This is a genomic window from Mesorhizobium sp. M0018 (genome assembly GCF_040323955.1).
GTDB lineage: Bacteria > Pseudomonadota > Alphaproteobacteria > Rhizobiales > Rhizobiaceae > Mesorhizobium.
Window position 1 is genome coordinate 63,006 of record NZ_JAMYVL010000012.1, and the last position, 24,879, is coordinate 87,884.

A 24,879-nucleotide genomic window follows, 5' to 3' on the forward strand; every position below is an offset into this window, starting at 1 on the left:
CCTTTTGTTCTGATTCTGCTTGGCGATTGCGCGCCGCCGCGCTACGTCTGGCGCGTGACAGAGCAGCCGCGCCTTGCCGAACAGAATGCCGCCGTCGTCCTGCCCGAGCCATTTGTCAAATGGTTTGCGGAAAAGGGCTGGTCGCCGCGCGCCCACCAGATCGATTTGCTGGCCAAAGCCCAGGGCGGCCGGTCGGTATTGCTAATCGCCCCGACCGGCGCCGGCAAGACGCTGGCCGGGTTCTTGCCATCGCTGACCGAACTGGCCGGCCGGCCGAGGAGAAGGCCGGGGCAGGCGCATCGAGGCATCCACACACTCTACATCTCGCCGCTGAAGGCGCTGGCCGTCGACATCGAGCGCAATCTCGGCAAACCCGTCGAAGAAATCGGGCTGCCGGTCACCGTCGAGACGCGCACCGGCGACACGCCCGCACACAAGCGCCAGCGGCAGAAGCTGGCGCCGCCCGACATTCTCCTGACCACGCCCGAGCAATTGGCGCTGCTGATTGCCGCGCCCGATGCCAGGCGCTTCTTCGAGGACCTGCGCTATGTCGTGCTCGACGAATTGCATTCGCTGGTGACCTCGAAGCGCGGGCATCTCCTGTCGCTCGGGCTGGCCCGGCTGCGCTCGTTTGTGCCCGCCCTGCAGACGATAGGCCTGTCGGCGACGGTCGCCGAGCCTGACGAATTGCGGCGCTGGCTGGTCAGCCAGAATCCACCGGGGCCGATGGCCGAACTGATCGTCGTCACTGGCGGCGCCAAGCCCGACATCTCCATTCTCGATTCGGAGGAGCGCGTGCCGTGGGCGGGACATTCGGCCCGCTACGCAACGCCGGAAATCTACAACGAGATCAAGCGCCACAAGACAACCCTGCTGTTCGTCAACACGCGCAGCCAGGCGGAGTTGCTGTTCCAGGAGTTGTGGCGGGTCAACGAGGAGACGTTGCCGATCGCGCTGCATCACGGCTCGCTCGACGTCGCGCAGCGCCGGCGTGTCGAAAAGGCAATGGGCGAGAACGCCCTGCGCGCCATCGTCGCCACGTCGACGCTCGACCTCGGCATCGACTGGGGCGATGTCGATCTAGTCGTCCATGTCGGCGCGCCGAAAGGTGCCAGCCGGCTGGCGCAGCGCATCGGCCGCGCCAACCACCGTATGGACGAGCCGTCGAAGGCGATCCTGATACCGGCCAACCGCTTCGAGGTGCTGGAATGCAGGGCGGCGCTCGACGCCAATTATCTCGGTGCCCAGGATACGCCGCCGCTGGTCAATGGCGGGCTCGACGTCCTGGCGCAGCACGTGCTGGGCTGTGCCTGCGGTGCGCCGTTCCATGCCGATGCGCTGTTTGAGGAAGTGCGAACGGCAGCACCCTATGCCGATCTCGATCGGCCGACATTCGATCGCGTCATCGATTTCGTCGCCACCGGCGGCTATGCGCTGAAGAACTATGAACGCTACGCCCGTATTCGTCTCAACAAGGACGGGCTGTGGCGGGTCTCAAATCCTCGCGTCGCCCAACAATACCGGCTCAATGTCGGCACCATCATCGAAGTGCCGGCGCTCAACGTCCGCTATGTCCAGGCCGGCAGCAGAGGCGCGGCTTCGCGTGGCGGCCGGGTTCTGGGCAAAATCGAGGAGGCGTTCCTCGAAACGCTGACGCATGGCGACACCTTCATGTTCGCCGGCAAGGTGCTGCGCTTCGAAGGTATCCGCGAGAATGAGTGCTTTGTCTCGAATGCACCCGGCAGCGACGCCAAGGTGCCGTATTACGGTGGTGGCAAATTCCCGCTTTCGACGTACCTGGCCGAACAGGTCCGCGCCATGCTGGACGATCCGCAGCGCTGGAAGAAGCTGCCGGAGCAGGTCGCCGACTGGTTACGCTTTCAGGCCGACAAGTCGGTGCTGCCGAAACGCGACGATCTGCTGATCGAGACCTTTCCGCGCGGCAACCGCTACTATCTGGTGGCCTATCCGTTCGAGGGCAGGCTGGCGCACCAGACGCTCGGCATGCTGCTCACCCGCCGCCTCGATAGGGCGGGAGCCAAGCCGCTCGGCTTCGTCGCCACCGACTATGCGCTTGCCATATGGTCGCTGGCCGATATGGGCCATATGTTCAGGGCGAAGAAACCGTCGCTGGCTGCGCTATTCGATCAGGACATGCTGGGCGACGACCTCGAAGCCTGGCTCGCCGGCAGTTGGTTGTTGAAGCGCACCTTTCGCAATTGCGCGCTGATCTCGGGATTGATCGAGAAACGCCACCCAGGGCAGGAGAAGAGCGGCCGCCAGGTAACCGTGTCGACGGATCTCATCTACGACGCGCTGCGCAGCCACGAGCCCGACCATATCCTTTTGCAGGCGACGCGTGCCGATGCCGCGACCGGTCTCTTGGATGTCAGCAGACTTGCCGAGATGCTCTCGCGCGTCCAAGGTCGAATCATGCATAAGAACCTCGAGCAGATATCGCCGCTCGCCGTGCCGATCATGCTCGAGATCGGCAAAATGCCGGTGCACGGCGAGGCCGATGACACGCTGCTGATGGATGCTGCCACGCTGGTCGAGGAGGCCATGGGGACGAAATGACTGTCGCGCTCGCCATGGCTGCGCCTCTGGCGGATGCGGGCGCTGTCCGTATCGCCGGCGAACGCGCGATCTGCGACCGTCGCGGCGTGCTCTATTTTCCCGAATTCCGGCTTCTGACCGTATCCGACCTGCATCTGGAAAAAGGCTCATCACTGGCCAGGCGCGGCACGCTGGTCCCACCTTACGACACCGGTGCGACTTTGCTCCGGCTGCAGGCGGTGATCGCCGATTATCAGCCTGCGATCGTTATCAGCCTGGGCGACAGTTTTCACGATGGCGGCGGCGCCGCACGTATGCACGCGAGCTTTCGCCAAAGGCTGGAAGGGCTGATGGTCGGGCGCGACTGGTTCTGGGTCGCCGGCAATCATGATCCTGAAGCGCCGGCCGACCTGCCGGGCGAGACCGTGCGCGAGCTGGCCATAGGCTCGCTACTCTTCCGGCACGAGCCTTCGGCGGTGAGAGTGGAAGGCGAGATATCAGGCCACCTGCATCCTTGCGCCCGCATCGTGCAGCAAGGCCGTTCGGTGCGGCGTCGTTGCTTTGCCGGCGATGGCGGCCGCATGATCATGCCGGCTTTCGGCGCCTATACCGGCTCGCTCAACGTGCTCGATCACGCCTATGCCGGGCTGTTCCGCCGTGAAACGCTGATGGCCTATATGCTTGGCACAGAGCGCATTTTCGCGATTTCCCACGCGATGCTCAGGCCGGGCTGAACCTACCTGCCGTAGTACAAAGTAACCGTGTGCTTGGCCTCGGCGAAGAACAGCCAGCGCTCGACCAGCATTCCGGCGAGTTGGGCGATTGCGGCGAGTATCGACAGTGCTGCCGCATAGGGCCACGGCAAGGCGAACGCCGCGACCAGCAGCAACGCGGGCAAAGCAAAGGCCAGCACCTGCGTGATCTGGCGGAGTTTAGCGCTGTGCTTGCGCGCAATGCGAAAACCCATCTCCTTGAGCAGATAGTTTTCCTCGGTATGCGGCCATTCCAGCGACCGCACCGTGCCGCCGGAAAGCCCGGTTGCGGTGTTGGCATTGGTCGGGATCTCCAGCCTGTCATTGTATCGCCAGGTCGCCAGCTTCAAACCCCAGCCGAGCGCGGTCAGCAACAGGGCAGCCGCCAGAAGCATATTCGAGCCTGCGGCAAATCCCTGCAGCAGGGCGTTGAGCAGTACGCTGCCGGTCATCGCCGAAAAGACCAGGTAGGCGGGCAGGGTGAAGCGGCTGTGCCACTGGGCAATCGGCTTCAACGACGCGTAGATCATGCCGGTGGTGCAGACGGTTGCGACCGCGCCGATGGCAGCGAGCAGCCCGGCGACAGCCGCCCAGCCGCTCGTACGGCCGAGGACCACCCAGCCAATACCGAACAGTCCCGCCGGCACGAAGGTGGCGACCGAGGCAACACCTTCGCGCGACAGCCATGAGCTACGCCATTGCGAGAAGGCACGCCAGGCGCGTTCGGGCCGGCCGAGATGGCCGGCCGACGACAGCAGGCCTGTCGAGATCAGGCCAAGCGCCAGCCCCATGCCGGTGAGGCCAAGCCAGAAATCGGGCGGGATAAAGCCCTGTCCGGCGAGCACGCCAAGCAGCGCGAGCAGGCCGTAACCGGCGCCCGTGGCCGTGGTGAAAAAGACGACGGAGAAGGCTGGATGCATGAAGGCACGGGTCAGTTCGAAAGCATGCGGTCGACCCAGCCGAGGAAGCCGCCTTCGGCCCGCACCGCTTCAAGCGCTGGCGCCGGCACCGATGCGGCGCGGGTGGTGTGGGCACGTGGCGGCAGATATTTGTTGGTCGGCTTATAGCCCATTTCCGGCATCAGATCGACACCGCCGCGCTCGGCCACCAGTTGCGAGATAGCGGATGCCGGATCGCCCAGATCGCCAAAATGCCGCGCGCTGGTCGGGCAAGCAGCGACGCAGGCCGGCACGCGATCTTCTTCCGCCAGATTGTCGTTGTAGATGCGGTCGACGCACAACGTGCATTTCTTCATCACGCCGACATCGGTGTCGAATTCGCGCGCTCCGTAGGGACAGGCCCAGCTGCACAGTTTGCAGCCGATGCATTTATCCTCGTCGACCAGCACGATGCCATCCGACGCCCGCTTGTAGGAGGCGCCGGTCGGGCAGACCGTGACGCACGCCGGCGTCTCGCAGTGCAGGCAGGAGCGTGGGAAATTGACCGTGCGCCCACCCATCTCGGTCATGTGCTCATAACTGTGCACGCGGTTGAACCAGACGCCGTCGACATTGCCGCCATAGGGGTCGATGTCGGTTAGCGGCGCCATATGGCCGCCGGTGTTCCATTCTTTGCAGGCGGTAACGCAGGCCTGGCAGCCGACGCAGGTGTCGAGGTCAATGACAAGGCCGAGCTTTTTGTCGGTGTGGGTGGGAAGGCAAGTCATTTGGCAGCTTCTCTTTCCCGGCGGAATTCGGCGCCGAAACTAAGCTTATCGGGCGAGAGCTCAGAGTCCGGCAGCTGGCGGAACCGCTCGAACTGCGGTTCGGTGAAGCCCGCTTCCTCGGGCGCGCATTTGACGATGCGCACGCGCAGGTCGAACCATGCGGCCTGGCCCGTTACCGGGTCGGAATTCGAATAGCGTTTGCCGTTGGCATCGGCGGAGGTCTGGTCGCCGATGATGTGGTTGAGCAGGAAGCCGCGATTGGATTCGGCCGCGTCGTCCTTGAGCCCCCAGCTGCCGCGTCGTTTGCCGATCGCGTTCCAGGTCCACACCGTATTGGCGTTGACGCCGTCGACCAGCTTGATCTGTCCTTTGACCTTGCCGTTGATGCTCTCGATCCACACCCAGTCGTCATCGACAAGCCCGAGGCTGGCGGCGGTCCGATCGTGCACGAACAGCCGGTTCTGGCTGGTGATCTGCCTTAGCCAGGCATTCTGCCCGCCCCAGGAATGGTACATGTGCATCGGCCGCTGCGTCAGCGCGTGCAGCGGATAGGCTTGGCTGTCGACCGCAGCCTCTTCGAAGGGCGCATACCAGAATGGCAGCGGATCCATATAGGTCTCGATGCGGCTGCGCTCCGCCTCCGGCGGCAGCACCCGGCCATGGCCGCGCGCCGCAAGGCGGAAGCGCTGCATCGGCTCCGAATAGAGTTGGAACACGATCGGCTCGGCTTTCGGGATGAAGCCCATGTTCTCGGCGAAGTCGAGATAGGAGCGGTTGGCCATCTTGTAGTAGCGCTGATCGGCGGCGAAGTCCTGGTGCCAGAAGCCGCCATTGTCGATGTAGCGCTGCAACTGGTCGGGATTGACGTCGCCCTTGCCGACCGAGGTCCCGTCCTCGCCGCGCCAGCCGGCGAGCGGACCGACACCTGGCGTGCGCTCGTGATTGACGATGTAGTCGGCATAGTCGCGGTATTTGGCGGAGCCGTCGTCGTCAACGAAGCCGGGCAGGCTGAGCCGCGCGCCGAGTTCGATCAGCACCGTCTGGAACGGCCTGACGTCGCGGTCCGGCTCGACGACGGGATGGCGGATGGCGTCGCCCGGACCGTCGGCATGGCTGATAGGCCGGTCGAGCAGACTGATACAGTCATGACGCTCGAGATAGGTCGTGTCCGGCAGCACCAGATCGGCAAAAGGCAGGGTCTCGGAATAATAGGCGTCGGAATAGATGATGAACGGGATCTTGTACTCGCCCGACGCATCGATATCGGTCAGCATTGCCATCGTCTCGACGGTGTTCATCGACGAGTTCCAAGCCATGTTGGACATGTACATGAACAGAGTGTCGATTGTGTAGGGATCGCCGGCCCAGGCGTTGCGGATAACCGTGTGCATGAGCCCGTGTGCGGCCAGCGGCGCATCCCAGGAGTAGGCCTTGTCGATACGAATGGGCTTGCCGGCTTCATCGATCAGCAGGTCCCCCGGCCCGCAGACGAAGCCGAGCGGCATGCCCTCGAGCGGCGTCATCGGCTTCACATTCTTGCCGGCTGGCTTGGGACCCGGCGGCGCGGACCGCGGATAGGGAGGCTTGAAGCGGAAGCCGCCCGGCACGTCCACCGTGCCGAGAAGCACCTGAAGCAGATGAATGGCCCGGCAAGAGTGAAAACCGTTCGAATGGGCCGAGATGCCGCGCATCGCATGCATCGACACCGGGCGGCCCTTGATGGTCTCGTGCCGGCGGCCAGCCCAGTCCGTCCAGGCCACCGGCAATTCGATTTGCTGTTCGAAGGCGACATGGGCGAGTTCTGCGGCAATGCGTCGGATGGTGTCGGCGGAGATGCCGCACCGGTCAGCGACGGCGTCCGGTGAATAGGTCTCGTCCAGATAACGGTCGACGACGAGTTGGAAGACCGGCACGCAGCGGCGGCCGTCGACGAGAAAGCTGCCGGTCAATGCGGGCTTCGCGTCGGCATCGCTGGCATTGACAGGCATCTTCGCCACCCTGTCCCAAGCCAGCGGATTGCCGTCGCCATTGCGCATGAACAGCCCGTCATCGACAGCTCCAGGCTCCTGAACGACCAGGATGTGGGCATTGGTGTAGCGCAAGAGGTACTCGAGATCGATGCGGCCAGCCTTCAACAATTCATGGATGAGGGCGAATACGAACAGGCCGTCGGTGCCGGGCCGGATGCCGATCCAGTCGTCGGCAATTGCATTATAGCCGGTGCGGCAGGGATTGATTGAAACCACCTTGGCGCCGCGCGCCTTGAGCTTGCCGAGGCCGATCTTGATCGGATTGGAATCATGGTCTTCGGCAACCCCGAACAGCATGAAATATTTGGTGTTGTCCCAGTCGGGCTCGCCGAACTCCCAGAACGAACCGCCAATCGTGTAGAGGCCGCCGGCCGCCATATTGACCGAGCAGAAGCCGCCATGGGCGGCAAAATTCGGCGTGCCGAACTGGCTCGCCCACCAGCCGGTCAGCGATTGCGACTGGTCGCGCCCGGTGAAGAAGGCAAGTTTCTTCGGATCGGTTCGGCGGATGTTCGAAAGCCGTTCTGTCGCGATCGACAAGGCTTCCTCCCACTCGATTTCGCGGAACTCACCCGAGCCGCGCGGGCCGGTGCGCAGTAGCGGCTTCTTCAGCCGGGCCGGGCTGTAATGCTGCATGATGCCGGCGCTGCCCTTGCCGCACAGCACACCGCGGTTGACCGGGTGATCCTTGTTGCCGTTGATGTAGCGGACCTTGCCGTCCTTGATATGGACGTCGATGCCGCAGCGGCAGGCGCACATGTAGCAAGTCGTCTTGGCGATGCTGTCGGAGACATCGGGCGACGTATCGACGCCGTCGCCTTCAGCGGGCGCGCGCGTATCGGCAAGCGGCCGTTGTGATGGTGCCGAATTGGCTCCGCGCAGCAGGTTGTTGGTCATGATCCGGTGATGCTCTTGCGCTCCGCGACCTTGGCTCTCGTCTTCGGGCCGGGGCCGCGCATGTAATGCTCTTCCGGCCGATAGCGTTCACCCAAGAGCCGCCGCCGCAGGCTGCGGGTCCAGTGCGCAAACACGGATTTGAACCGCCCCACCAATTCTACCCTCGACTGCTCTGGCGCGACTTTTTTCCAATTTCGGGTCAAAATTTAGAACAAAGCGACCGATCCGTCTAACAACTTGCTCTTGTAATTCCAATCGGATTTGCTTCTTAGTGTCGGAATGACCCTGGACCAGTTGCGGATCTTCGTCGCCGTCGCCGAACGGGCGCACATGACCAAAGCGGCCGAGTTGCTGGGCATCTCACAGTCGGCCGCATCCGCCGCCATCCGCTCGCTCGAACAGCAGCACGGCGTCCAGTTGTTCAACCGAGTGGGCCGCAATATCGAGCTCGCCGAGACCGGACGCCGATTCTTGCCCGAGGCCAAGGCGGTCCTCGAGCGGACTGCGGCCGCCCACAATGTGCTGGAGCATGTCGCGCAGACGATATCAGGCAGTCTCTCGATCGCTGCCAGCCAGACCATCGCCAGTTATTGGCTGCCGCGCCGGCTCGCCTCTTTCCACGAAGCCTATCCTGCCGTCAGGCTGAGCGTGAGCATTGGCAACACCAGGCAGGTCGAGACCAATGTACTTGATGGCGCAGCCGATTTTGGCCTGGTCGAGGGGCGCACCGAATCCGACATTTTGCGCCGTGCCAAGCTCGATATCGATCGCATGATGCTGGTCGTGGCGCGCTCGCACCCTGAGATCGCAGAAGTTTCGCCTGGACATCCCGACCTTGGCGGGCTTCGCTGGATCATTCGCGAAGGCGGGTCGGGGACGCGCGAGGCGCTGGAGGACCTTGCCCGACGCGACGGGATTTCGTTCGCGGACCTGCAGATATTCCTGGTATTGCCGAGCAATGAGGCTATTCGCCAGGCGGTCGAGGCCGGCGCCGGCGCCAGCATCATTTCGGAACTCGTCGTCGCGCGCGCGGTCGCCGAAGGCAGTCTGCGTTCCGTGCCGATCGATCTGCCGAAGCGCGAATTTGCCATGATCACGCATCGCGACCGGCAGCCAAGCCTGGCCCAGATGGCGCTCAAGGCGCATCTTGGCGGCAAAGCTGAGAGAGCCGCGCCGCTTTAAGCCGATCAGCCGAACTTCCGCTGCGCGTCGAGCGCCAGCCCAAGCCCGACCGAGCCGAACACATCGCCTTCGATTACCGACGCCTGCGGCACCAGCGCCAGGATCTGCTGCCTAGCCAGCGGGATCGCGGTCGATCCGCCGGTCAAGAACACCGCGGTGATATCCGAGGCCTTCACCTGTGCGTCGCGGATGGTCTGCTCGACCGTAGCCGCAACACGCTCAATGTCCCTGGCTATGGTGGCTTCGAGACTCTTGCGCGTGATTTCTGCCGTGAACCTCACCTCCGGCAGCGCGACCTCGACATCGGCCGACGATCGGTCCGTCAGCTCGATCTTGGCCTTTTCGACCAGCGCCGCCAGGGCGTGGCCGTAACGATGCTCGACGATGTGGATGAAGCGGTCGACCAGGTCTGCGCGCTCTGCCTCATAGCGGATCTGGCGCAGATGCGTCATCGCCCTTGCGTTATAGACCAGGTTGATGCGCTGCCACGTCGCCAGGTCGATGAAGTAGCTCGCCGGCAGATTACGTTTGCCATCCTTGGTCGGTGAGAGATGGCCGAGCTGCGGCATCACATGGGCGATGCTCAACAGCCGGTCGAAGTCGGTGCCGCCGATGTGGATGCCGCGGCTGGCCAGGATGTCGTCCTTGCGGTCAAGCGAGCGGGCGCGCTCGGGCGAGACCCGCACGATTGAGAAGTCGGACGTGCCGCCGCCCATGTCGACGATCAGCGCCAGTTCCTCGCACGTCACCTTCTGTTCGTAATCGAGTGCCGCCGCGATCGGCTCGAACTGGAAGGCGATATGTTTGAAGCCGTGGGCACGAGCGGCATTTTCGAGTTCGTGCTCCGCCTTGGCGTCGGCCTCGGCATCGTCGTCGACGAACTGCACGGGCCGTCCCAGCACGACGCTGTCGACCGCGTCATGGGCTTCTTCTTCCAGCTTCTTTTTCAGATGGCCGACGAACAGGCCGACAATCTCCATGAAGCCGACCGAGCGCGCCTTGATGCGCGTCTTTTCGTGGGCAAGCGAGCTGCCGAGCACACTCTTCAGCGAGCGCATCAGGCGGCCTTCGATACTGTCCGTATAGTTGGCAAGGGCGCGTCGCCCGAAATAGGTGCGGTTGTCCTCGAAATTGAAGAATACCGCACTGGGCAGCGTGACCTGGCCGTCTTCCAACGCCACCAGCCGCGGCTGCCCGTTCCTGACCACGCTCACGGTGGAATTCGAAGTGCCGAAGTCGATACCGGCAAATGCTGGTCGCATCGTGCGTTCCTGTAGTTCTGATTTGGGGAGCAGCAGCTCGTATCCGGTCGGGGCCGGGGGTCGCGGTCTAACCCATACCCTCGGAAAGGGAAACCACTTTTACGAGAGTTCAGTCTTTCCTGAACACCAGTCTTCCGAGCCAGCCGGTCAGCATGGCCAGCGATACGGCAAAGACACCGTAGAGGAAGGAATAGTCGTGCGCGACGCGGAAGATCGACTGTTCGAAACCGGACTTGCGGATTTCGAGCTGGGCGGAGCTTTCCTTGATGAACAGGCCGCTCTTGAACAGGAACGCGCGGGCCTTATGGGTGCCGACCGGAACGTTTGGGGCGAGCCTGACGGTGGCGCGGAACAGGTTCTGCGACAGGAACTGCACACCGCCGACATTCTCGCTGTAGAGGCCGGTCGCCGCCTTGCGTTCGCGCAGCGCGGCGGTGAACTCCTCGATTGTCGCCGGGCTGTCCTCCGCGTCGGCCGGCTGCAAATAGAGGTTGGAGGCGCCAAGCGACAGCTGCTTGTAGCTGTTCGGATCGGTGACGTCCTGCAGCGGCCGCGTCGTCGCCACCGAATAGGAGACAGGTACGTTTTTGAAGGTCTCCGACTCCAGATTGACCCAGACGCCGAGCACCCGGTCCTTGCGGCGCACGACGACCGGCCGAGCCGGGCCTTCCAGCACGACGATCACGTCGTAGCGCCCTTGCCGCGCGACAAGCGGATCGGCATTTTCCAGTGAGCCGAAAATGGTCAGGTCGGCGCCGGAAAAGCCGGCGGTAATCGAGACATTGTCGGTGGAAAGGCCGATCTGGATGTTTTCGGTTAGTGGCGCCTGCGCCTTCGCCGGTGGCGCAGCAGCCAGCAGCGACAGCAAGGCGGCGGCCGCGAGCGTCCTTAGGCCGGCCATCAGCTCAGGCCCACGCCGGACAGAGAATAGAGATTGGGCGGCGTGACGAAAAGATCGATGGCAAGCCGGATGGCTACCGCCAGCACGAGCAGCGCCAGCAGCGCCCTGAGTTGCTCGCCCCGCAGCCTCTGACCAGCCTTGGCGCCATATTGCGCGCCGGCGACGCCGCCTGCCATCAACAGGAAGGCGAGCATGACGTCGACCGTCTGGTTGGTAGTGGCGTGGACCAGCGTGGTGTAAGCCGAGGTGAAGATGATCTGGAACAGCGAGGTGCCGATGACAACGTTGGTCGGCACTTTCAAAAGGTAGATCAGGGCCGGCACCATGATGAAGCCGCCGCCGACGCCCATGATCGAGGACAGGAAGCCAATCGCCGCGCCCAGCCCAAGCACCGGAATGACGCTGACGAAGAGCTTCGAGGCCCTGAACCGCATCTTCAGCGGCAGGCGGTGGATCCAATTATGCTGGCCGGATTTCTTCAACACCGATGCGGCGCCGCTGCGAGTGGCGCGCAGCGCATTGACGCTCTCGACAAGCATCAGTCCGCCGACGGTGCCGAGCAGCACGACGTAGAGCAGCGAGATGAACAGGTCGAGCTGGCCGAGCCGGCGCAGGAGCGCAAAGACATAGATACCACCGGTCGAGCCGACGATGCCGCCGGCTAAAAGCACGCCGCCGAGCTTGAAGTCGAGCGTGCCGCGCTTCATGTGCGACAGGGCGCCGGAGAAGGAGGAAGCGATGACCTGGTTGGCGCCGGTGGCGACCGCGATTGCCGGCGGTATGTTGTAGAAGATCAGCAGCGGCGTAATGAGAAAGCCGCCGCCCACGCCGAACATGCCCGACAGGAAACCCACCGCCGCACCCATGGCCAGCAGCACGAAGATGTTGACGGAAATTTCCGCGATCGGGAGATAGATGCCCACCCGTCAGTCTCGATCAGTTTGCCTCCTGGCGAATGCAACCGTTGCGGGCATTTTGCGTCAGAAGGCTATCTCGTTCTTGCGCCGGCCGGGCCGTGAAGTCAAACTTCGCCGCACCGCCGAAACAAAAAACAACTCAATCAGTTAACAGGCAAATCTGTGGCAAGGGCGTCGCGGAAACGACGCATCCGCCGTTATTTACGCGCAAGCAGCGCCTTGACCAGCTTTTCGTCGATCGCGCCGGTTGCCTTCATATCGTTGTCGGCCTGGAAGGCCATGATCGCGTTCTTGGTTTTTTGGCCCATCATGCCGTCGGGATTGCCGGCCTCGTAGCCGTTCTTGTTGAGAATGCGCTGGATGTTCTGGACCGCTTTTTTCATGTCGATGCCGGCGGTCGTCTGCGGTGTGCCGTCCTGCCACGATTCGGGAACGTCGGCCGAATTGGCGGCTGGATCGAGCGGCTTGGCCTTCCACAGTTCAGCCGCGGCCCGCGCACGCTCCAGCTGCTCGGGCCTCAGCGCCTTGGCGATCTCGTCGCGCTTGGCCGCCGCATCCTTGTCGCCGGTCTTGGCGACGAGTGCGAACCATTTGTAGCTCTCCTCGAGGTTCTGCTTCATGCCGACGCCCTTCGCCGCGAGGATGCCGAGATTGAACTGGCTATCCTTGACACCGAGATCCGCCGCCGCCTGGAACCAGCGCGCTGCCGATTCATTGTCGGTCACGCCATCCGCCGCCATCGCAAACAGCACGGCAAGATTGTGCATCGCGCTGGCATTGCCCTGCGCTGCGGCAAGCTGGTACCAGGTTTTCGCTTTCTTGATGTCGCGTGCGACGCCGATGCCCTTCTCGTAGAAATTGCCGATGCGGTATTCTGCCGGTGCGAAACCGAGTTCGGCAGCTTTCTCATACCATTTAGCCGCCGCCGCCATGTCTTCTTTGACGCCGCGAGACTCGGCGTAGCGCGAGCCGATCTCGAACAGCGCTTTGGCGTCGCCGCCGGCCGCTGCATCGCGCAGGGCGGCCGGACCGGCATCGGCCGGAACGTCGATCTTGGCAACGCCTGCCGCGGCAGCATCCGCCGGCGGCACCGTGCCGGTCGTGTCCTGGGTCGCAGCGGTGGCTATAGCAGGCGCGGCAGCCATTGGCTCGGCGTCGCTGGCCGTCGCCGCTGCCGGCGCGGGCACTGCGGCCGCGGTGTCTTGCGCCGCCAGGTCAGCGGGCGCCGCGGAAGCCGAGGGCGCCGTCGATGTCTCGGCTGCCGGTGTAGCGGGGCCGGTTTGCGCCGCCGTGTCGTCCTTGGTTATCGATGCGGATGGCTCTGCCTGCCTGACGGTGGGCGACGGCGCGCTCTCCTGTGTTGTCGTCTGCGCGTCCGCCTTCGGCTCGCTGGCAACGCTGGCCAAAGCGGTTTCCACCGGCTGTACGGCCACGGCCGGTGCCGCCTCATTGTTGGTGACTTCGACCGGGTCGGAGAAGAAGGCTTTGCCCAGTTGCAGGCCGGCAAGCGCCAGCATGATCGCGATTGCCCCCATCAGGATCGGTTTGCGCCGCGCCTTGAGCAGGTCGCCGATCCTGAGCGCCTTGACCGGGCCTTTCATCGTCGACTGGCGCTTGAGGGCGTCCGCCTCGGCGGCCGCCGCTTGCGCGGCCCGTCTGGCTGCCGCGATGAAGTCCGATTTCGCCGCCTCAGCGCCGCCTTCCCGGGTCGGCTGCCCGCGCTCGTCGCGCACGCGCTTCATGATGGCGCTGAGGTCGGGTGCGCCGGAGCCGGGTTCCAGTGGCCGGTTGGCGAGCTTGGGGTCGAGGGGCTCGTCGAGATCGACGCTCGGTACCTCGGCGCTCTGCGCCGAGCCTGCAAGCGGCGGCATCTCGGCGTCCTTCTTGCCCTTCAAGGCGCGCGCCAGCCCGCCTAACATCGATTTCCTGCCGCCGCCTTGCTCGGTTTTTTCACGCGTCGTGTCTGAACCGAGAGCCGCCAGGGCTGCTGCGGCGGCGGCCTCGGCTGGCGTACGCGGACCTGGCTCGTCGCGCACGAGCGCCGCGGCGCGGCCGTCGAGATCGGCCATGCTGCCCGTCAACGGCAGCGGCTGGTCGAGGTCCATCGACGGTGCGTCCTGCACCGAGATCTTGGATGGCCGGCCGAAACGCTTGCTCAACTCCGCGCTTGCCGGTTCGCCCGTCTCCAATGAACCAAGCCTGTCAACGATCTTGAGCAGCGTATCGTGGATAGCCTCGAACGTTCTCGAATTGCGCTCGTCCGAACGCCGCGTCAGTGCCTCGAGCGTCTTCAGGTCCTGGGCGAGGCCGGTGACGGCCGCCGTGTTGGCGCTTGATCCGGCCAGTGAGCGGACGGCGCTCTCAGCCGCCTCGCGCGCCGCGCCGAGGATGGAATCGCGGGTTCCGGCCAGCGACTTCTCGATTTCGTTGAGACGCGGGCTGATGTCGTCGAATTCCGGCAGCGGCGTGCCGGGCTTGGAAAGATGCGCCGCCAGGCCGGCGACCTGCGCTTCAAGGCTGCGGATCAACGCCGGGTCGATGCTGGCGACCTGTGCCGCGGACGAATCCAGCCGGCTTGAGATGTCTTCGAGCCGGCTCTCCAGGCCACGGATCGCCGCCTCGTTGGCGGGATCTGGAACGCGCGTCTCAATCCGCTTGGCCAGCGCGGTGAAGCGGGCGTCGATGGCATCCATGATGCCGGCGCTATCGACCTGCGGCATGCGCTGGTCTAGCCTGTCGGCGACCTCGTCCAACCGGCGCTCAAGGTCGCGAAACAGCATGTTGCCTTGTTCGATTGCGTCGCCCTGGCGACGTTCCATCATGCTGGACAGCACGTCGAAGCGCTGCTCGAGCCCCTGGAAGATGTAGTCGGCGTCGGGCATGGCAGGTGCGTGGTCGATCTTGTCGGCAATAAGCGCGACTTGCCTGGCAAGGCGCTCCATCGCCTGTTCCGGCAGATTGGCTCGGCCGGCCAGTTCATCCACGCGGCTCGACAATGTGTTGAGACGGTCGATGACCTCCCGACCCGGACGATCCTGCGACACTTCTTCGATTTGCTGGGCCAGTGAATCGATCCGCTTCTCGATGCGTTCGAAGGGCTCGGGGTCGAACGAATTGGCTTGCGCGGCAACCGTCGAGGCGACGATCGCGCGGGAAATCTCGTCGAGCCGCTCGTCGATCTGACTGAATGTGTCGCCGCCGCGATTGTCCTGCTGGCGGGCGAAATGGTCGACCGCTCCGGCAAGCGTGCGGACCTTTTCCTCGAGCGAGCGCAGCGACAGCGATTCCGGCAGATTGCTGACGGCATTGCTGATCTGTTCGAGCCGCTCCGTCAGCGCCGACAGGCCGGGTGCATCGGAACGCTTGCGCTGATCGGCCTCGACGCGATCCTCGAAAGCGTTCCAGCGGCGGTCGAAATCGTCCCAGCGGCGTCCGACCGCCTGCACGCTCTCCTCGCGCGCTAGCGTATCGAGCGCGGCTTTGACCTGCTCAAGCTCGAGCCGCAGCATATTGACGCTTCTGTCGTCGCTTTTTTCGGCCAGTGTCTGGATGGCGCCGGAAAGCCGCTCGAATTCGACGCTGAGTTCGGCGCTGCCTTTGCCGCCGCCATTTGACTGGAAGGCTCGCTCAATATTCTTCCGCAGTACCTCGAACTCGCGTTGCATGCCGGAGGTCATCTGCTGGCGCAACTCTTCGCGCAGGCCGCGCAATTCCCCGGCGATCTTGCCGGCTAGGGCGACGCCGTCCTCCTGGCCGCGCACCCGGTCGATATCGCGGGCGATCGCCTGGTAATTCTGGTCGAAAGCCGCTGCTGGACCTTTCGGCCGCTGCGCGCGTGGATCCTCATACCGGCGCTGCTGGCCATAGGGTTGGGCGCTGGGATAGCGTGGTTCTGCCGCTGGTCGGCGCGGATCGGGGTGGCTTGCCGTCTCCTCGCGCGTCCGCTCCAGCCGCTGCTCCAGAGTTTCCAGGGAGCGGTTGAGCTCTTCAAGCGTCGTGTGCGGCCGGCGTTGCCTGCCGGCGTTGAGTGTATCGAGGTAGGACCGCTTGCTGTTCATCAATGCGCCCGTTTCAGAATTGCTGGCTTTCACCAGGTTCCCAAAGTCCTGCCGGGACGAAGGCGACTGCTTGGCTTGTTGCAGTGGAAGACGAGCTTCCCGGTCTCATCCGCGCTCCGAAAAACCGTGAAAAATTCAGTACAGGATAGACACGGGTAACCGACATGCGCACATTTCGCCCCAACGTGGTAAACAACGCGTTAACCAAGCTTAAGAAGTTGCAACTTTGTCGGCTGGCTGCCGACGGCGCGGGTGTCTTTTTTGGACGCGCAAAAGACGTTGTAGAATTTTGATCAGCCGCATGATCGCTCCCGAAATCGGCAACGACCTTTTAGGTTGTCCGCTGGTGCTGCGGCATAAAGTTGCAAGACCAGAACACTCTTGCGTGCTGAGGCGGCTATCGATATAGAATTGACGTAAACGTAAATGAGCGGATTACGCCGTTTGCGATTTGTTTGTTGAAACCACGAGTGGAAGCACGCCCCCGCTTTCACTCAGGCGACGCAAGGTCGGCGACCGCGACGCCACCAGACGGGGAAAGCCAGTGACCATGAAACTTATTTCGCCCGGCCAAGCCGCGGCCAACACCAACGATATGTCGAGCGAAGCCGGTGAAGAGCTTGTCCGCATCGGCGAAATGGCCAAGAAATACGGAGTGACGCTGCGTACGCTGCGTTTCTATGAGGACAAGGGTCTGCTCAACCCGCAGCGCGACGGCTCGACCCGTCTTTATACACGCCGCGACAGGGCCCGGCTGAAGCTGATCCTGCTTGGCCGCAAGGTCGGGTTCTCGCTGCGTGACGTCAAGCAGATGATGGACCTCTACGATCCGAACGGCTCCAACACCAAGCAATTGCGGCTGGCGCTCGACAAGTCGGAGAAGCAGCTTGCCCGCCTGCAGAAGCAGCGGGCGCTGATCGACGATGCCATCAGCGAACTGAGTGCTTCGATGTCGACCGTCCGGCAAATGCTGATCGAGCGCTCGACGCCGCAGGCCAGTGTGGCGAGCTAAACTAAGCTTTCGATTTGTGACGAATAAGAGCCGCGCGGCTTTCGCTGCGCGGTTTTTCGTCGTTTGCCGTGCTTTGTCGTTTGTCGTCCTGGCGCGCGGGAGAAAATTTACCTCAGCACAGAATTGACGTTTACGCAAACGTCAATATTTGTTATCTCGACCACAACGTTGGTCCGTCTGCCATCCTCATATGCTGGGGCTGATTTCAGGGCCAAGACCGCATGGTGGAGGAAACGCATGCCGATCTACAGAGCGCCGGTCCGGGACACGCTGTTCGTGCTGAACGAAGTGCTGGGATATCAGCGTTATTCCAATCTTCCCGGATTTTCCGACGCGACGCCGGATGTGCTCGAGGCCATCCTTGCCGAGGGCGCGAAGCTCGCCGAAAACGTGATGCAGCCGCTGAACCGCGTTGGCGACGTGGAAGGCTGCATGCGCCATGACGACGGTTCGGTAACGACGCCGAAAGGCTTCAAGGAAGCTTTCGACCAGTATCGCGAAGGCGGCTGGATGGGGCTCGCGGCACCTGTCGAGTTTGGCGGGCAAGGCTTGCCCTACGCGGTGCACACTGCGGTTGCCGAATACATGGTGTCGGCCAATATGTCGCTGATGATGTATGCCGGCCTGACGCAAGGCGCGATCGCTGCGATCATCACCCATGGCACCAAAGAGCAGAAGGCAACATGGTTGCCGAAGCTGGTCGAGGGCGCCTGGACCGGCACCATGAACCTGACCGAGCCACACTGCGGAACCGATCTTGGCTTGCTGCGCACCAAGGCCGTCCCAAATGGCGACGGCACCTACAGGATCTCCGGTCAGAAGATCTTCATCTCTGCCGGCGAGCATGACATGTCGGACAATATCGTCCATCTGGTGCTGGCCCGTATCGAGGGCGCGCCGGATGGCGTGAAGGGCATCTCGCTGTTCATCGTGCCGAAGCTCAAGCTCGATGCCTCAGGCAATCCGGACGAGAAGAACACCGTCTCCTGTGGCTCGATCGAGCAGAAGATGGGTATCCACGGCAACTCGACCTGCGTCATGAATTACGACGACGCTGAAGGCACGCTGCTCGGCGAGGCCAATGGCGGGCTGAAAGCAATGTTCACCATGATGAATGAGGCGCGGCTTGGCGTCGGCCTGCAGGGCCTCTCGCTATCGGAGGTCGCCTATCAGAATGCGGTTTCCTACGCCAAGGACCGTCTGCAGGGCCGCTCGCTGTCAGGACCGAAGGCGCCGGACAGGAAGGCCGATCCGATCATTGTCCATCCGGACATCCGCCGCAGCCTGATGACCATGAAGGCGTTCAACGAGGCCGGGCGCGCGCTGGCGCTGTGGACGGCAATCAAGTCAGACATCGCTCACCGCTCCGGTGACGACAAAGATCGCCAGGTCGCAGACGACTATACCGGCCTGATGACGCCGGTGGTCAAGGGCGTGCTCACCGACAAGGGTTTCGATCACGCGGTAATGGCGCAGCAGGTGTTCGGCGGCCACGGCTATATAGAAGAACACGGCATGAGCCAGTTCGTCCGCGATGCCCGCATAGCCATGATCTATGAGGGTGCCAACGGCATCCAGGCGCTCGATCTCGTCGGCCGCAAGCTGGCCTTGAATGGCGGCCGCGCGGTCCAGGCCTTCTTTAGGGAAGTCGGAGAGTTCTGCGAGGAGAACCGCACCGACGAGACGATGGCGCCCTTCACCAAGGCGCTTAAAAAGGGCCTCAACGATCTGCAGGCGGCGACGATGTGGCTGGTGCAGAACGGCATGGCCAAGCCCGACAATGCCGGTGCCGCCTCGACCGACTACATGCATCTCTTCGGCCTGGTGGCGCTGGGCTATATGTGGGCCCGGATGGCCAGGGTGGCCGCAGCGAAATTGGCTGATGGCGCTGACGGCGCTTCGTCTTTCTACGACAACAAGCTGGTGACGGCGCGCTTCTTCATAGAGCGGATCATGCCGGAGACGTCGGCACATCTTGCCCGCATCTCCAGCGGTGCCGACACATTGATGGCACTGCCGGCGGAAGCGTTCTAGCTTCGGCGTTCCCCTCCCCTCGAGGGGAGGGTGGCCCGAAGGGCCGGGAGGGGTCCTGCGTGCAGTGCGCCGACCTCCATTCTGGTGCATGCCTTGGAGGAAAATGATCGCAATGCCGTGGCACATGGCGCAGGTTGTAAAAGATAAGGTCGAGCAAGTCATCGGCGACCCCACCCGGCCGCTTCGCGGCCACCCTCCCCTCGAGGGGGAGGGGAACGTCGGCGCGAGGGAGAAATCATGACCCACCCCGCCGAAATCCTTGGCCTTCCCAAGCCCGCCTGGGCGGCGGACGAGGTCGGCATGCTTTACGACATGGCGCACCGCTTCATGTCGGAAGAGATCGCGCCGCGTTACGACGAGTTCGAGAAGAACGAAATGGTCGACCGCGAGAGCTGGCTGAAGGCGGGTGCTGCCGGCCTGCTGTGCGCCTCGATGCCGGAGGAATATGGCGGATCGGGCGGCACCTTCGCGCATGAGAGCGCCATTATCGAGGCGATCGGCCATGTCGGCGTCGACGGGTTCGGCATTGGCCTGCACAATTCGATCGTTGCCCCCTATATCCTCCACTACGGCTCGGAGGAGCAGAAGAAGAAGTGGCTGCCGAGGCTGGCGAGCGGCGAGCTGATCGGCGCCATCGCCATGACCGAGCCCGGTGCGGGCTCCGACCTTCAGGGCGTCAAGACGCGCGCCGAAAAGGACGGCAACCAGTACAAGCTCAACGGCTCGAAGACCTTTATCACCAACGGCCAGCTCGCCAATTTCATCATCGTCGTTGCCAAGACCGATCCTGAGAAGGGCGCCAAGGGCATCTCGCTGATCGTCGTCGAGACCGACGAGGTGGAGGGTTTCGAGCGCGGCCGCAACCTCGACAAGATCGGCCTCAAGGCCAACGACACGTCGGAACTGTTCTTCAACGACGTACGTGTGCCGACCTCGAACCTGCTCGGCAACGACGAAGGCCAGGGCTTCGTCCAGTTGATGCAACAATTGCCGCAGGAGCGGCTGCAGATCGGCACCACTGCTATTGCCATGGTCGAGCGGGCGCTGGCGCTTACCATCGACTACGTCAAGGAGCGCAAGGCCTTCGGCAAGGCCATCATCGAATTCCAGAACACCCAGTTCAAGCTTGCCGAATTGAAGACCGAGGCGACCATCGGCCGCGTCTTCTATAATGACTGCGTTGCACGCCACATTAACGGCGGCCTCGACCCGGTGACCGCTTCGATGGCCAAATACTGGCTGTCAGACCTGCAAGGAAAAGTCATCGACGAATGCCTTCAATTGCATGGCGGCTATGGCTACATGAATGAATATCCGATTGCGCGCATGTTTCGCGACGCCCGCGTCCAGCGCATCTACGGGGGCACCAACGAGATCATGAAATTGCTGATCGGGCGCTCGCTCTGAGCGACTTTTCGGCAAACCCAAGGAGCAGGAAAATGGCCGAAGCTTATGTCTATGATGCCGTGCGCACGCCGCGCGGCAGGGGCAAGAAGGATGGCTCTCTGCACGAAGTGCCGGCGGTGCGGCTCGGCGCCAAGGTGCTCGAGGCCATCCGCGACCGCAACGGGCTGGACACCGGCACCGTCGACGACATCATCTTCGGTTGTGTCGATCCGGTTGGCGAGGCGGGTGCGGTCATTCCACGTGCCGCCGCTTTCGAGGCCGGCTACGACACCAAGGCGCCTGGCATGCAGATATCGCGTTTCTGCGCCTCGGGCCTCGACGCCATCAATTTCGGCGCCGCCAAGATCGCGCAGGGCGCCGACGAGGTCGTCATCGCCGGTGGCGTCGAATCGATGTCGCGCGTCGGCATGGGCGCCTCCGGCGGCGCCTGGTTCATGGACCCATCGGTCGGCCTACCCGGCTGGTTCGTGCCGCAAGGAATCTCGGCCGACCTGATCGCCACCAAATACGGCTTTTCGCGCGACGACGTCGATGCCTACGCAGTCGAAAGCCAGAAGCGTGCCGCCAAGGCGTGGGGCGAGGGCCGCTTCAAGAATTCGGTGATCTCGGTCAAGGACCAGAACGGCCTGACCATCCTCGACCATGACGAACATATGCGGCCCTCGACCGACATGCAGTCGCTTGCCGCGCTCAACCCGTCCTTCGTCATGCCCGGCGAAATGGGCGGCTTCGACGCCGTCGCCGTGCAGAAGCATCCCGAGGTGGAACAGGTCAACCACGTCCACCATGCCGGCAATTCCTCCGGCATCGTCGATGGCGCGGCGGCCGTGCTGCTCGGCTCGAAAAAGGCGGGAAAGACGCTCGGCCTCAAGCCGCGCGCACGCATCCGTGCGTTCGCCAACATCGGCTCCGAACCGGTGCTGATGCTGACCGGCCCCGTCGACGTCACCGAGAAGCTGTTGAAGCGGGCGAAGATGAAGCTGTCGGACATCGACCTGTTCGAGCTCAACGAGGCCTTCGCTTCGGTGGTGCTGCGCTACATGCAGGCTTTCGACATTCCGCATGACCGGATCAACGTCAATGGTGGGGCCATCGCCATGGGCCATCCGCTCGGCGCCACCGGTGCGATGATTTTCGGTACGGTGCTGGATGAATTGGAACGCCGCGACCTCAACACCGCGCTGGTGACGCTTTGCATCGGCGCCGGCATGGGCACTGCAACGATCATCGAACGCGTCTGACGGAGAGAGATGATGAGCTACACCAATTTCACCCTCGACATCGACGCCGACGGCATTGCGCTGGTCACCTGGGACATGCCGGACCGTTCGATGAACGTCTTCACCGAGGAGGTGATGCTCGAACTGAATACCATCGTCGACAAAGTGGCGAGCGATGCAGCGATAAAGGGCGCGGTGATCACCTCCGGCAAGGATACGTTCTCGGGCGGCGCCGACATCACCATGCTGCAGAAGATGCTGGCGACCCTCGCCGCCGACAAGGCGAAGGACCCGGAGAAGGCGACCAAGGCCCTGTTCGACAATGCGGGCACCATGAACGGCCTGTTCCGCAAGCTGGAAACGTCGGGAAAGCCATGGGTTTCGGCGATCAACGGCACATGCATGGGTGGCGCGTTCGAATTGTCGCTCGCCTGCCATGGCCGTGTCGCGGCCGATTCAGACAAAGTGAGGATGGCGCTTCCCGAAGTGAAGATCGGCATTTTTCCGGGCGCCGGCGGCACCCAGCGCGTGCCGCGGCTGACCGACCAGCAGCAGGCGCTGCAAATGCTGACGTCCGGCCAGACGCTGTCGCCTCAGAAGGCCAAGTCGATGGGCTTGATCCATGAGATTGCCGAGCCGGACAAGCTGGTCGAAACCGCCAAGGCGATGATCAGGAACGGCTTGAAACCGGTGGCGCCATGGGATGAAAAGGGCTTCAAGCTGCCCGGCGCCCCGATCTATTCGGTGGCCGGTGCCAATCTGTGGCCCCCGGCCATCGCCATTCTGCGCCGCGAGACCTATGGCAATTATCCCGCCGCTGCCGCCATCCTGAAATGCGTTTACGAGGGCTTGTTGGTGCCGTTCGACACCGCCCTGCGGATCGAGCAACGCTATTTCACCGAGATTATGCAGACCAGGGAAGCGGCAGCGATGATCCGTTCGCTGTTCGTGTCGCTCCAGGAACTGAACAAGGGCGCGCGCCGCCCGGCCGGTGTGCCGGAAACGAAGTTCAAGAAGATCGGCGTACTCGGCGCCGGCTTCATGGGCGCTGGCATTGCCTATGTGACGGCCAAGGCCGGCATTCCGGTGGTGCTGCTCGACCGTGACATGGAGTCCGCCGCCAAGGGCAAGGCGCATTCCGAGACCCTTATCTCGGATCAGGTGAAAAAGGGCCGTGCCAAGCCGCAGGACAAGGATCGGTTGCTGTCGCTGATCACGCCGACGGCCGATTACGCGGATCTTGCCGGCTGCGATCTTGTGGTCGAGGCGGTGTTCGAGGACTCGGCCGTCAAGAAGGATGCCACCGAACAGGCCGAGGCTGTGCTCAAGCAGTCGGCGATCTTCGCCTCGAATACGTCGACCATACCGATCACATCGCTGGCCAGGAATTCGGCGCGGCCAAAGAATTTCATCGGCATCCACTTCTTCTCGCCGGTCGACAAGATGATGCTGGTCGAGATCATCCTCGGCAAGAAGACCGGCGACAAGGCGCTGGCCACCGCAATCGACTTCGTCCGCGCCATCAAGAAGACGCCGATCGTTGTCAACGATACGCGCGGTTTTTACGTCAATCGCTGCGTACTGCGCTACATGTCGGAAGCCTACAAGATGCTGATCGAAGGTGTTCCGGCGCCGATGATCGAGAATGCGGCGAAAGCCGCCGGCATGCCGGTCGGTCCTCTGGCGTTGACCGACGAGACCGCGATCGACCTTGCCCAGAAGATCATGAAGCAGACCATGCGCGATCTCGGCGACAAGGCGGTCGATCCGAAGCAGATGGCGCTGATCAACACGATGGTCGACACGCATGGTCGCTTGGGCCGCAAGAACAGCAAGGGCTTCTATGACTATCCGGCAAAACCGGCCAAGAAGAAGCTGTGGCCAGGTCTCAGGGATCTCTACCCGCAGCTGGCGCCGGAGCAGGTTGATTATGAGGAACTGAAGCAGCGGCTGCTGGTCACCATCGCGCTTGAGGCGGTACGGGTGATGGAAGAGGGCATCGTTACCGACCCACGCGAGGCCGATGTCGGCTCGATCCTGGCCTTCGGCTTCGCGCCCTATACAGGCGGTGCACTGTCCTACATCGACGGCATCGGCGCTAAGAAATTCGTCAAAATCGCCAAGCGCCTGCAGAAGAAATACGGCACCGAGTTCAAGGCGCCGAAGCTGCTGCTTGATATGGCCGAGAAGGGCGAGACCTTCTACGAGCGCTTCGATCCCTATACCAGGGACGAGGCCAAGGAGGCGGCCTGACGCCGTCTTCGGCGGTGGACAAGATGGCGGCCAAGGGGTAGAACACGGAAGGTATTTTTTCCTGTTTCGAAGGAGAGCAAGGTGCTCTCGCACGACCGCGTTTGGGCCGCCATCGACGCTCTCGCCGAGCGTTATTCGCTTTCGGCCTCCGGACTGGCCAGGCGCGCAGGCCTCGACTCGACCGCCTTCAACAAATCGAAGCGGCTGTCCTCAGATGGACGGCCGCGCTGGCCGTCGACCGAATCGCTGGCCAAGATCATTGAGGCGACCGGCGCCTCGCTGGACGAATTTGCGGGGCTGGTCGAGGGTCGGGGTAATTCCGGCGCACTACCCGTGCAGAGATCGTCGGTGCCGCTGCTCGGCTTCGCCCAGGCGGGCGCCGGTGGCTTCTTCGACGACGCCGGGTTTCCAGCGGGGCAGGGATGGGATCTGATCGAGCTTCCGGCACGGGCAACCGAGACCTCCTATGCCTTGAAGGTCCAGGGCGATTCCATGCTGCCGCTCTATCGCAATGGCGATGTCCTGATCGTCGAGCCAGGGGCTACCATACGAAAGGGTGATCGCGTCGTCGTCAAGACCAATGCCGGCGAGGTGATGGCCAAGGTGCTTGACCGCCAGACACCGAGGTCGATCGCGCTGGTCTCCCTCAATCCCGATCACCCGGACCGCGACATCCTCATGCGCGATGTCGAATGGGTGGCGCGGATTGTCTGGGCAAGCCAGTAGGCGCGG

Annotated in this window: 16 protein-coding genes; 9 read left to right on the forward strand and 7 right to left on the reverse strand. The window is 63.1% G+C overall.

Annotated features, from left to right (window positions below; all coding sequences use genetic code 11):
• Nucleotides 1–54: 54 nt before the first annotated feature.
• On the forward strand, nt 55–2,577 hold the full coding sequence (locus NKJ81_RS18365) for a ligase-associated DNA damage response DEXH box helicase (protein WP_352541284.1): 2,523 nt from the start codon (nt 55–57) through the stop codon (nt 2,575–2,577).
• On the forward strand, nt 2,574–3,290 hold the full coding sequence (pdeM, locus tag NKJ81_RS18370; RefSeq protein WP_352541285.1) for a ligase-associated DNA damage response endonuclease PdeM: 717 nt from the start codon (nt 2,574–2,576) through the stop codon (nt 3,288–3,290). The genes NKJ81_RS18365 and pdeM overlap by 4 nt, the downstream gene beginning before the upstream one ends.
• 2 nt (nt 3,291–3,292) lie before the next feature.
• Here the strand turns inward: pdeM and NKJ81_RS18375 are convergent, their stop codons facing one another.
• Genes NKJ81_RS18375 through NKJ81_RS18385 form a run of 3 tightly spaced genes read right to left on the reverse strand, consistent with a single transcriptional unit; the run spans nt 3,293 to nt 7,901 of the window.
• Nucleotides 3,293–4,228, reverse strand: a complete 936-nt coding sequence (locus NKJ81_RS18375) for a dimethyl sulfoxide reductase anchor subunit family protein (RefSeq protein WP_023676943.1) — start codon at nt 4,226–4,228, stop codon at nt 3,293–3,295.
• An 11-nt stretch (nt 4,229–4,239) separates the two neighbouring features.
• Nucleotides 4,240–4,974 (reverse strand): 4Fe-4S dicluster domain-containing protein, encoded by a 735-nt coding sequence (locus tag NKJ81_RS18380; RefSeq protein ID WP_352541286.1) that lies wholly within the window; start codon nt 4,972–4,974, stop codon nt 4,240–4,242.
• Nucleotides 4,971–7,901: a molybdopterin oxidoreductase family protein gene (locus NKJ81_RS18385; protein ID WP_352541287.1), complete on the reverse strand. Its 2,931-nt coding sequence runs from the start codon at nt 7,899–7,901 to the stop codon at nt 4,971–4,973. Before NKJ81_RS18385 ends, NKJ81_RS18380 begins: the two co-directional genes overlap by 4 nt.
• A 279-nt stretch (nt 7,902–8,180) precedes the next feature.
• Between NKJ81_RS18385 and NKJ81_RS18390 the strand changes: the two genes are divergently transcribed.
• The gene (locus NKJ81_RS18390) at nt 8,181–9,083 is read left to right on the forward strand and encodes a LysR substrate-binding domain-containing protein (RefSeq protein ID WP_352541288.1); all 903 of its coding nucleotides are present in this window, start codon (nt 8,181–8,183) and stop codon (nt 9,081–9,083) included.
• Between the two features lie 5 nt (nt 9,084–9,088).
• On the opposite strand, the gene NKJ81_RS18395 is transcribed toward NKJ81_RS18390, so the two are convergent.
• The 4 genes from NKJ81_RS18395 to NKJ81_RS18410 form a co-directional block, all read right to left on the reverse strand.
• Nucleotides 9,089–10,345 carry an Hsp70 family protein gene (locus NKJ81_RS18395; RefSeq protein ID WP_352541289.1) on the reverse strand — a complete coding sequence of 419 codons (1,257 nt, stop codon included), beginning with the start codon at nt 10,343–10,345 and terminating at the stop codon, nt 9,089–9,091.
• A gap of 109 nt (nt 10,346–10,454) precedes the next feature.
• Nucleotides 10,455–11,246 carry a TIGR02186 family protein gene (locus NKJ81_RS18400; RefSeq protein WP_352455141.1) on the reverse strand — a complete coding sequence of 264 codons (792 nt, stop codon included), beginning with the start codon at nt 11,244–11,246 and terminating at the stop codon, nt 10,455–10,457.
• Nucleotides 11,246–12,169, reverse strand: a complete 924-nt coding sequence (locus tag NKJ81_RS18405) for a sulfite exporter TauE/SafE family protein (RefSeq protein WP_352541290.1) — start codon at nt 12,167–12,169, stop codon at nt 11,246–11,248. The genes NKJ81_RS18400 and NKJ81_RS18405 overlap by 1 nt, the downstream gene beginning before the upstream one ends.
• A gap of 191 nt (nt 12,170–12,360) precedes the next feature.
• Entirely contained in the window at nt 12,361–16,221 is a 3,861-nt protein-coding gene (locus NKJ81_RS18410; RefSeq protein WP_352541291.1) for a peptidoglycan-binding protein, read from the reverse strand.
• Nucleotides 16,222–16,771: 550 nt separating this feature from the next.
• Here NKJ81_RS18410 and NKJ81_RS18415 point away from each other — a divergent pair.
• The 6 genes from NKJ81_RS18415 to NKJ81_RS18440 all read left to right on the forward strand — a co-directional run bounded on the left by NKJ81_RS18415 (nt 16,772) and on the right by NKJ81_RS18440 (nt 24,873).
• Entirely contained in the window at nt 16,772–17,233 is a 462-nt protein-coding gene (locus NKJ81_RS18415; RefSeq protein WP_023677331.1) for a MerR family transcriptional regulator, read from the forward strand.
• A 237-nt stretch (nt 17,234–17,470) separates the two neighbouring features.
• On the forward strand, nt 17,471–19,267 hold the full coding sequence (locus NKJ81_RS18420; protein WP_352541292.1) for an acyl-CoA dehydrogenase: 1,797 nt from the start codon (nt 17,471–17,473) through the stop codon (nt 19,265–19,267).
• A gap of 237 nt (nt 19,268–19,504) precedes the next feature.
• Complete coding sequence (locus NKJ81_RS18425) at nt 19,505–20,674, forward strand: acyl-CoA dehydrogenase family protein (RefSeq protein WP_352541293.1); 1,170 nt, start codon at nt 19,505–19,507, stop codon at nt 20,672–20,674.
• 32 nt (nt 20,675–20,706) lie between these two features.
• Nucleotides 20,707–21,915 carry an acetyl-CoA C-acetyltransferase gene (locus tag NKJ81_RS18430; protein ID WP_352541294.1) on the forward strand — a complete coding sequence of 403 codons (1,209 nt, stop codon included), beginning with the start codon at nt 20,707–20,709 and terminating at the stop codon, nt 21,913–21,915.
• Nucleotides 21,916–21,927: 12 nt separating this feature from the next.
• Complete coding sequence (locus NKJ81_RS18435) at nt 21,928–24,147, forward strand: 3-hydroxyacyl-CoA dehydrogenase NAD-binding domain-containing protein (RefSeq protein ID WP_352541295.1); 2,220 nt, start codon at nt 21,928–21,930, stop codon at nt 24,145–24,147.
• Between the two features lie 81 nt (nt 24,148–24,228).
• The gene (locus tag NKJ81_RS18440; protein ID WP_352541296.1) at nt 24,229–24,873 is read left to right on the forward strand and encodes a S24 family peptidase; all 645 of its coding nucleotides are present in this window, start codon (nt 24,229–24,231) and stop codon (nt 24,871–24,873) included.
• The last annotated feature ends 6 nt before the right edge of the window (nt 24,874–24,879 follow it).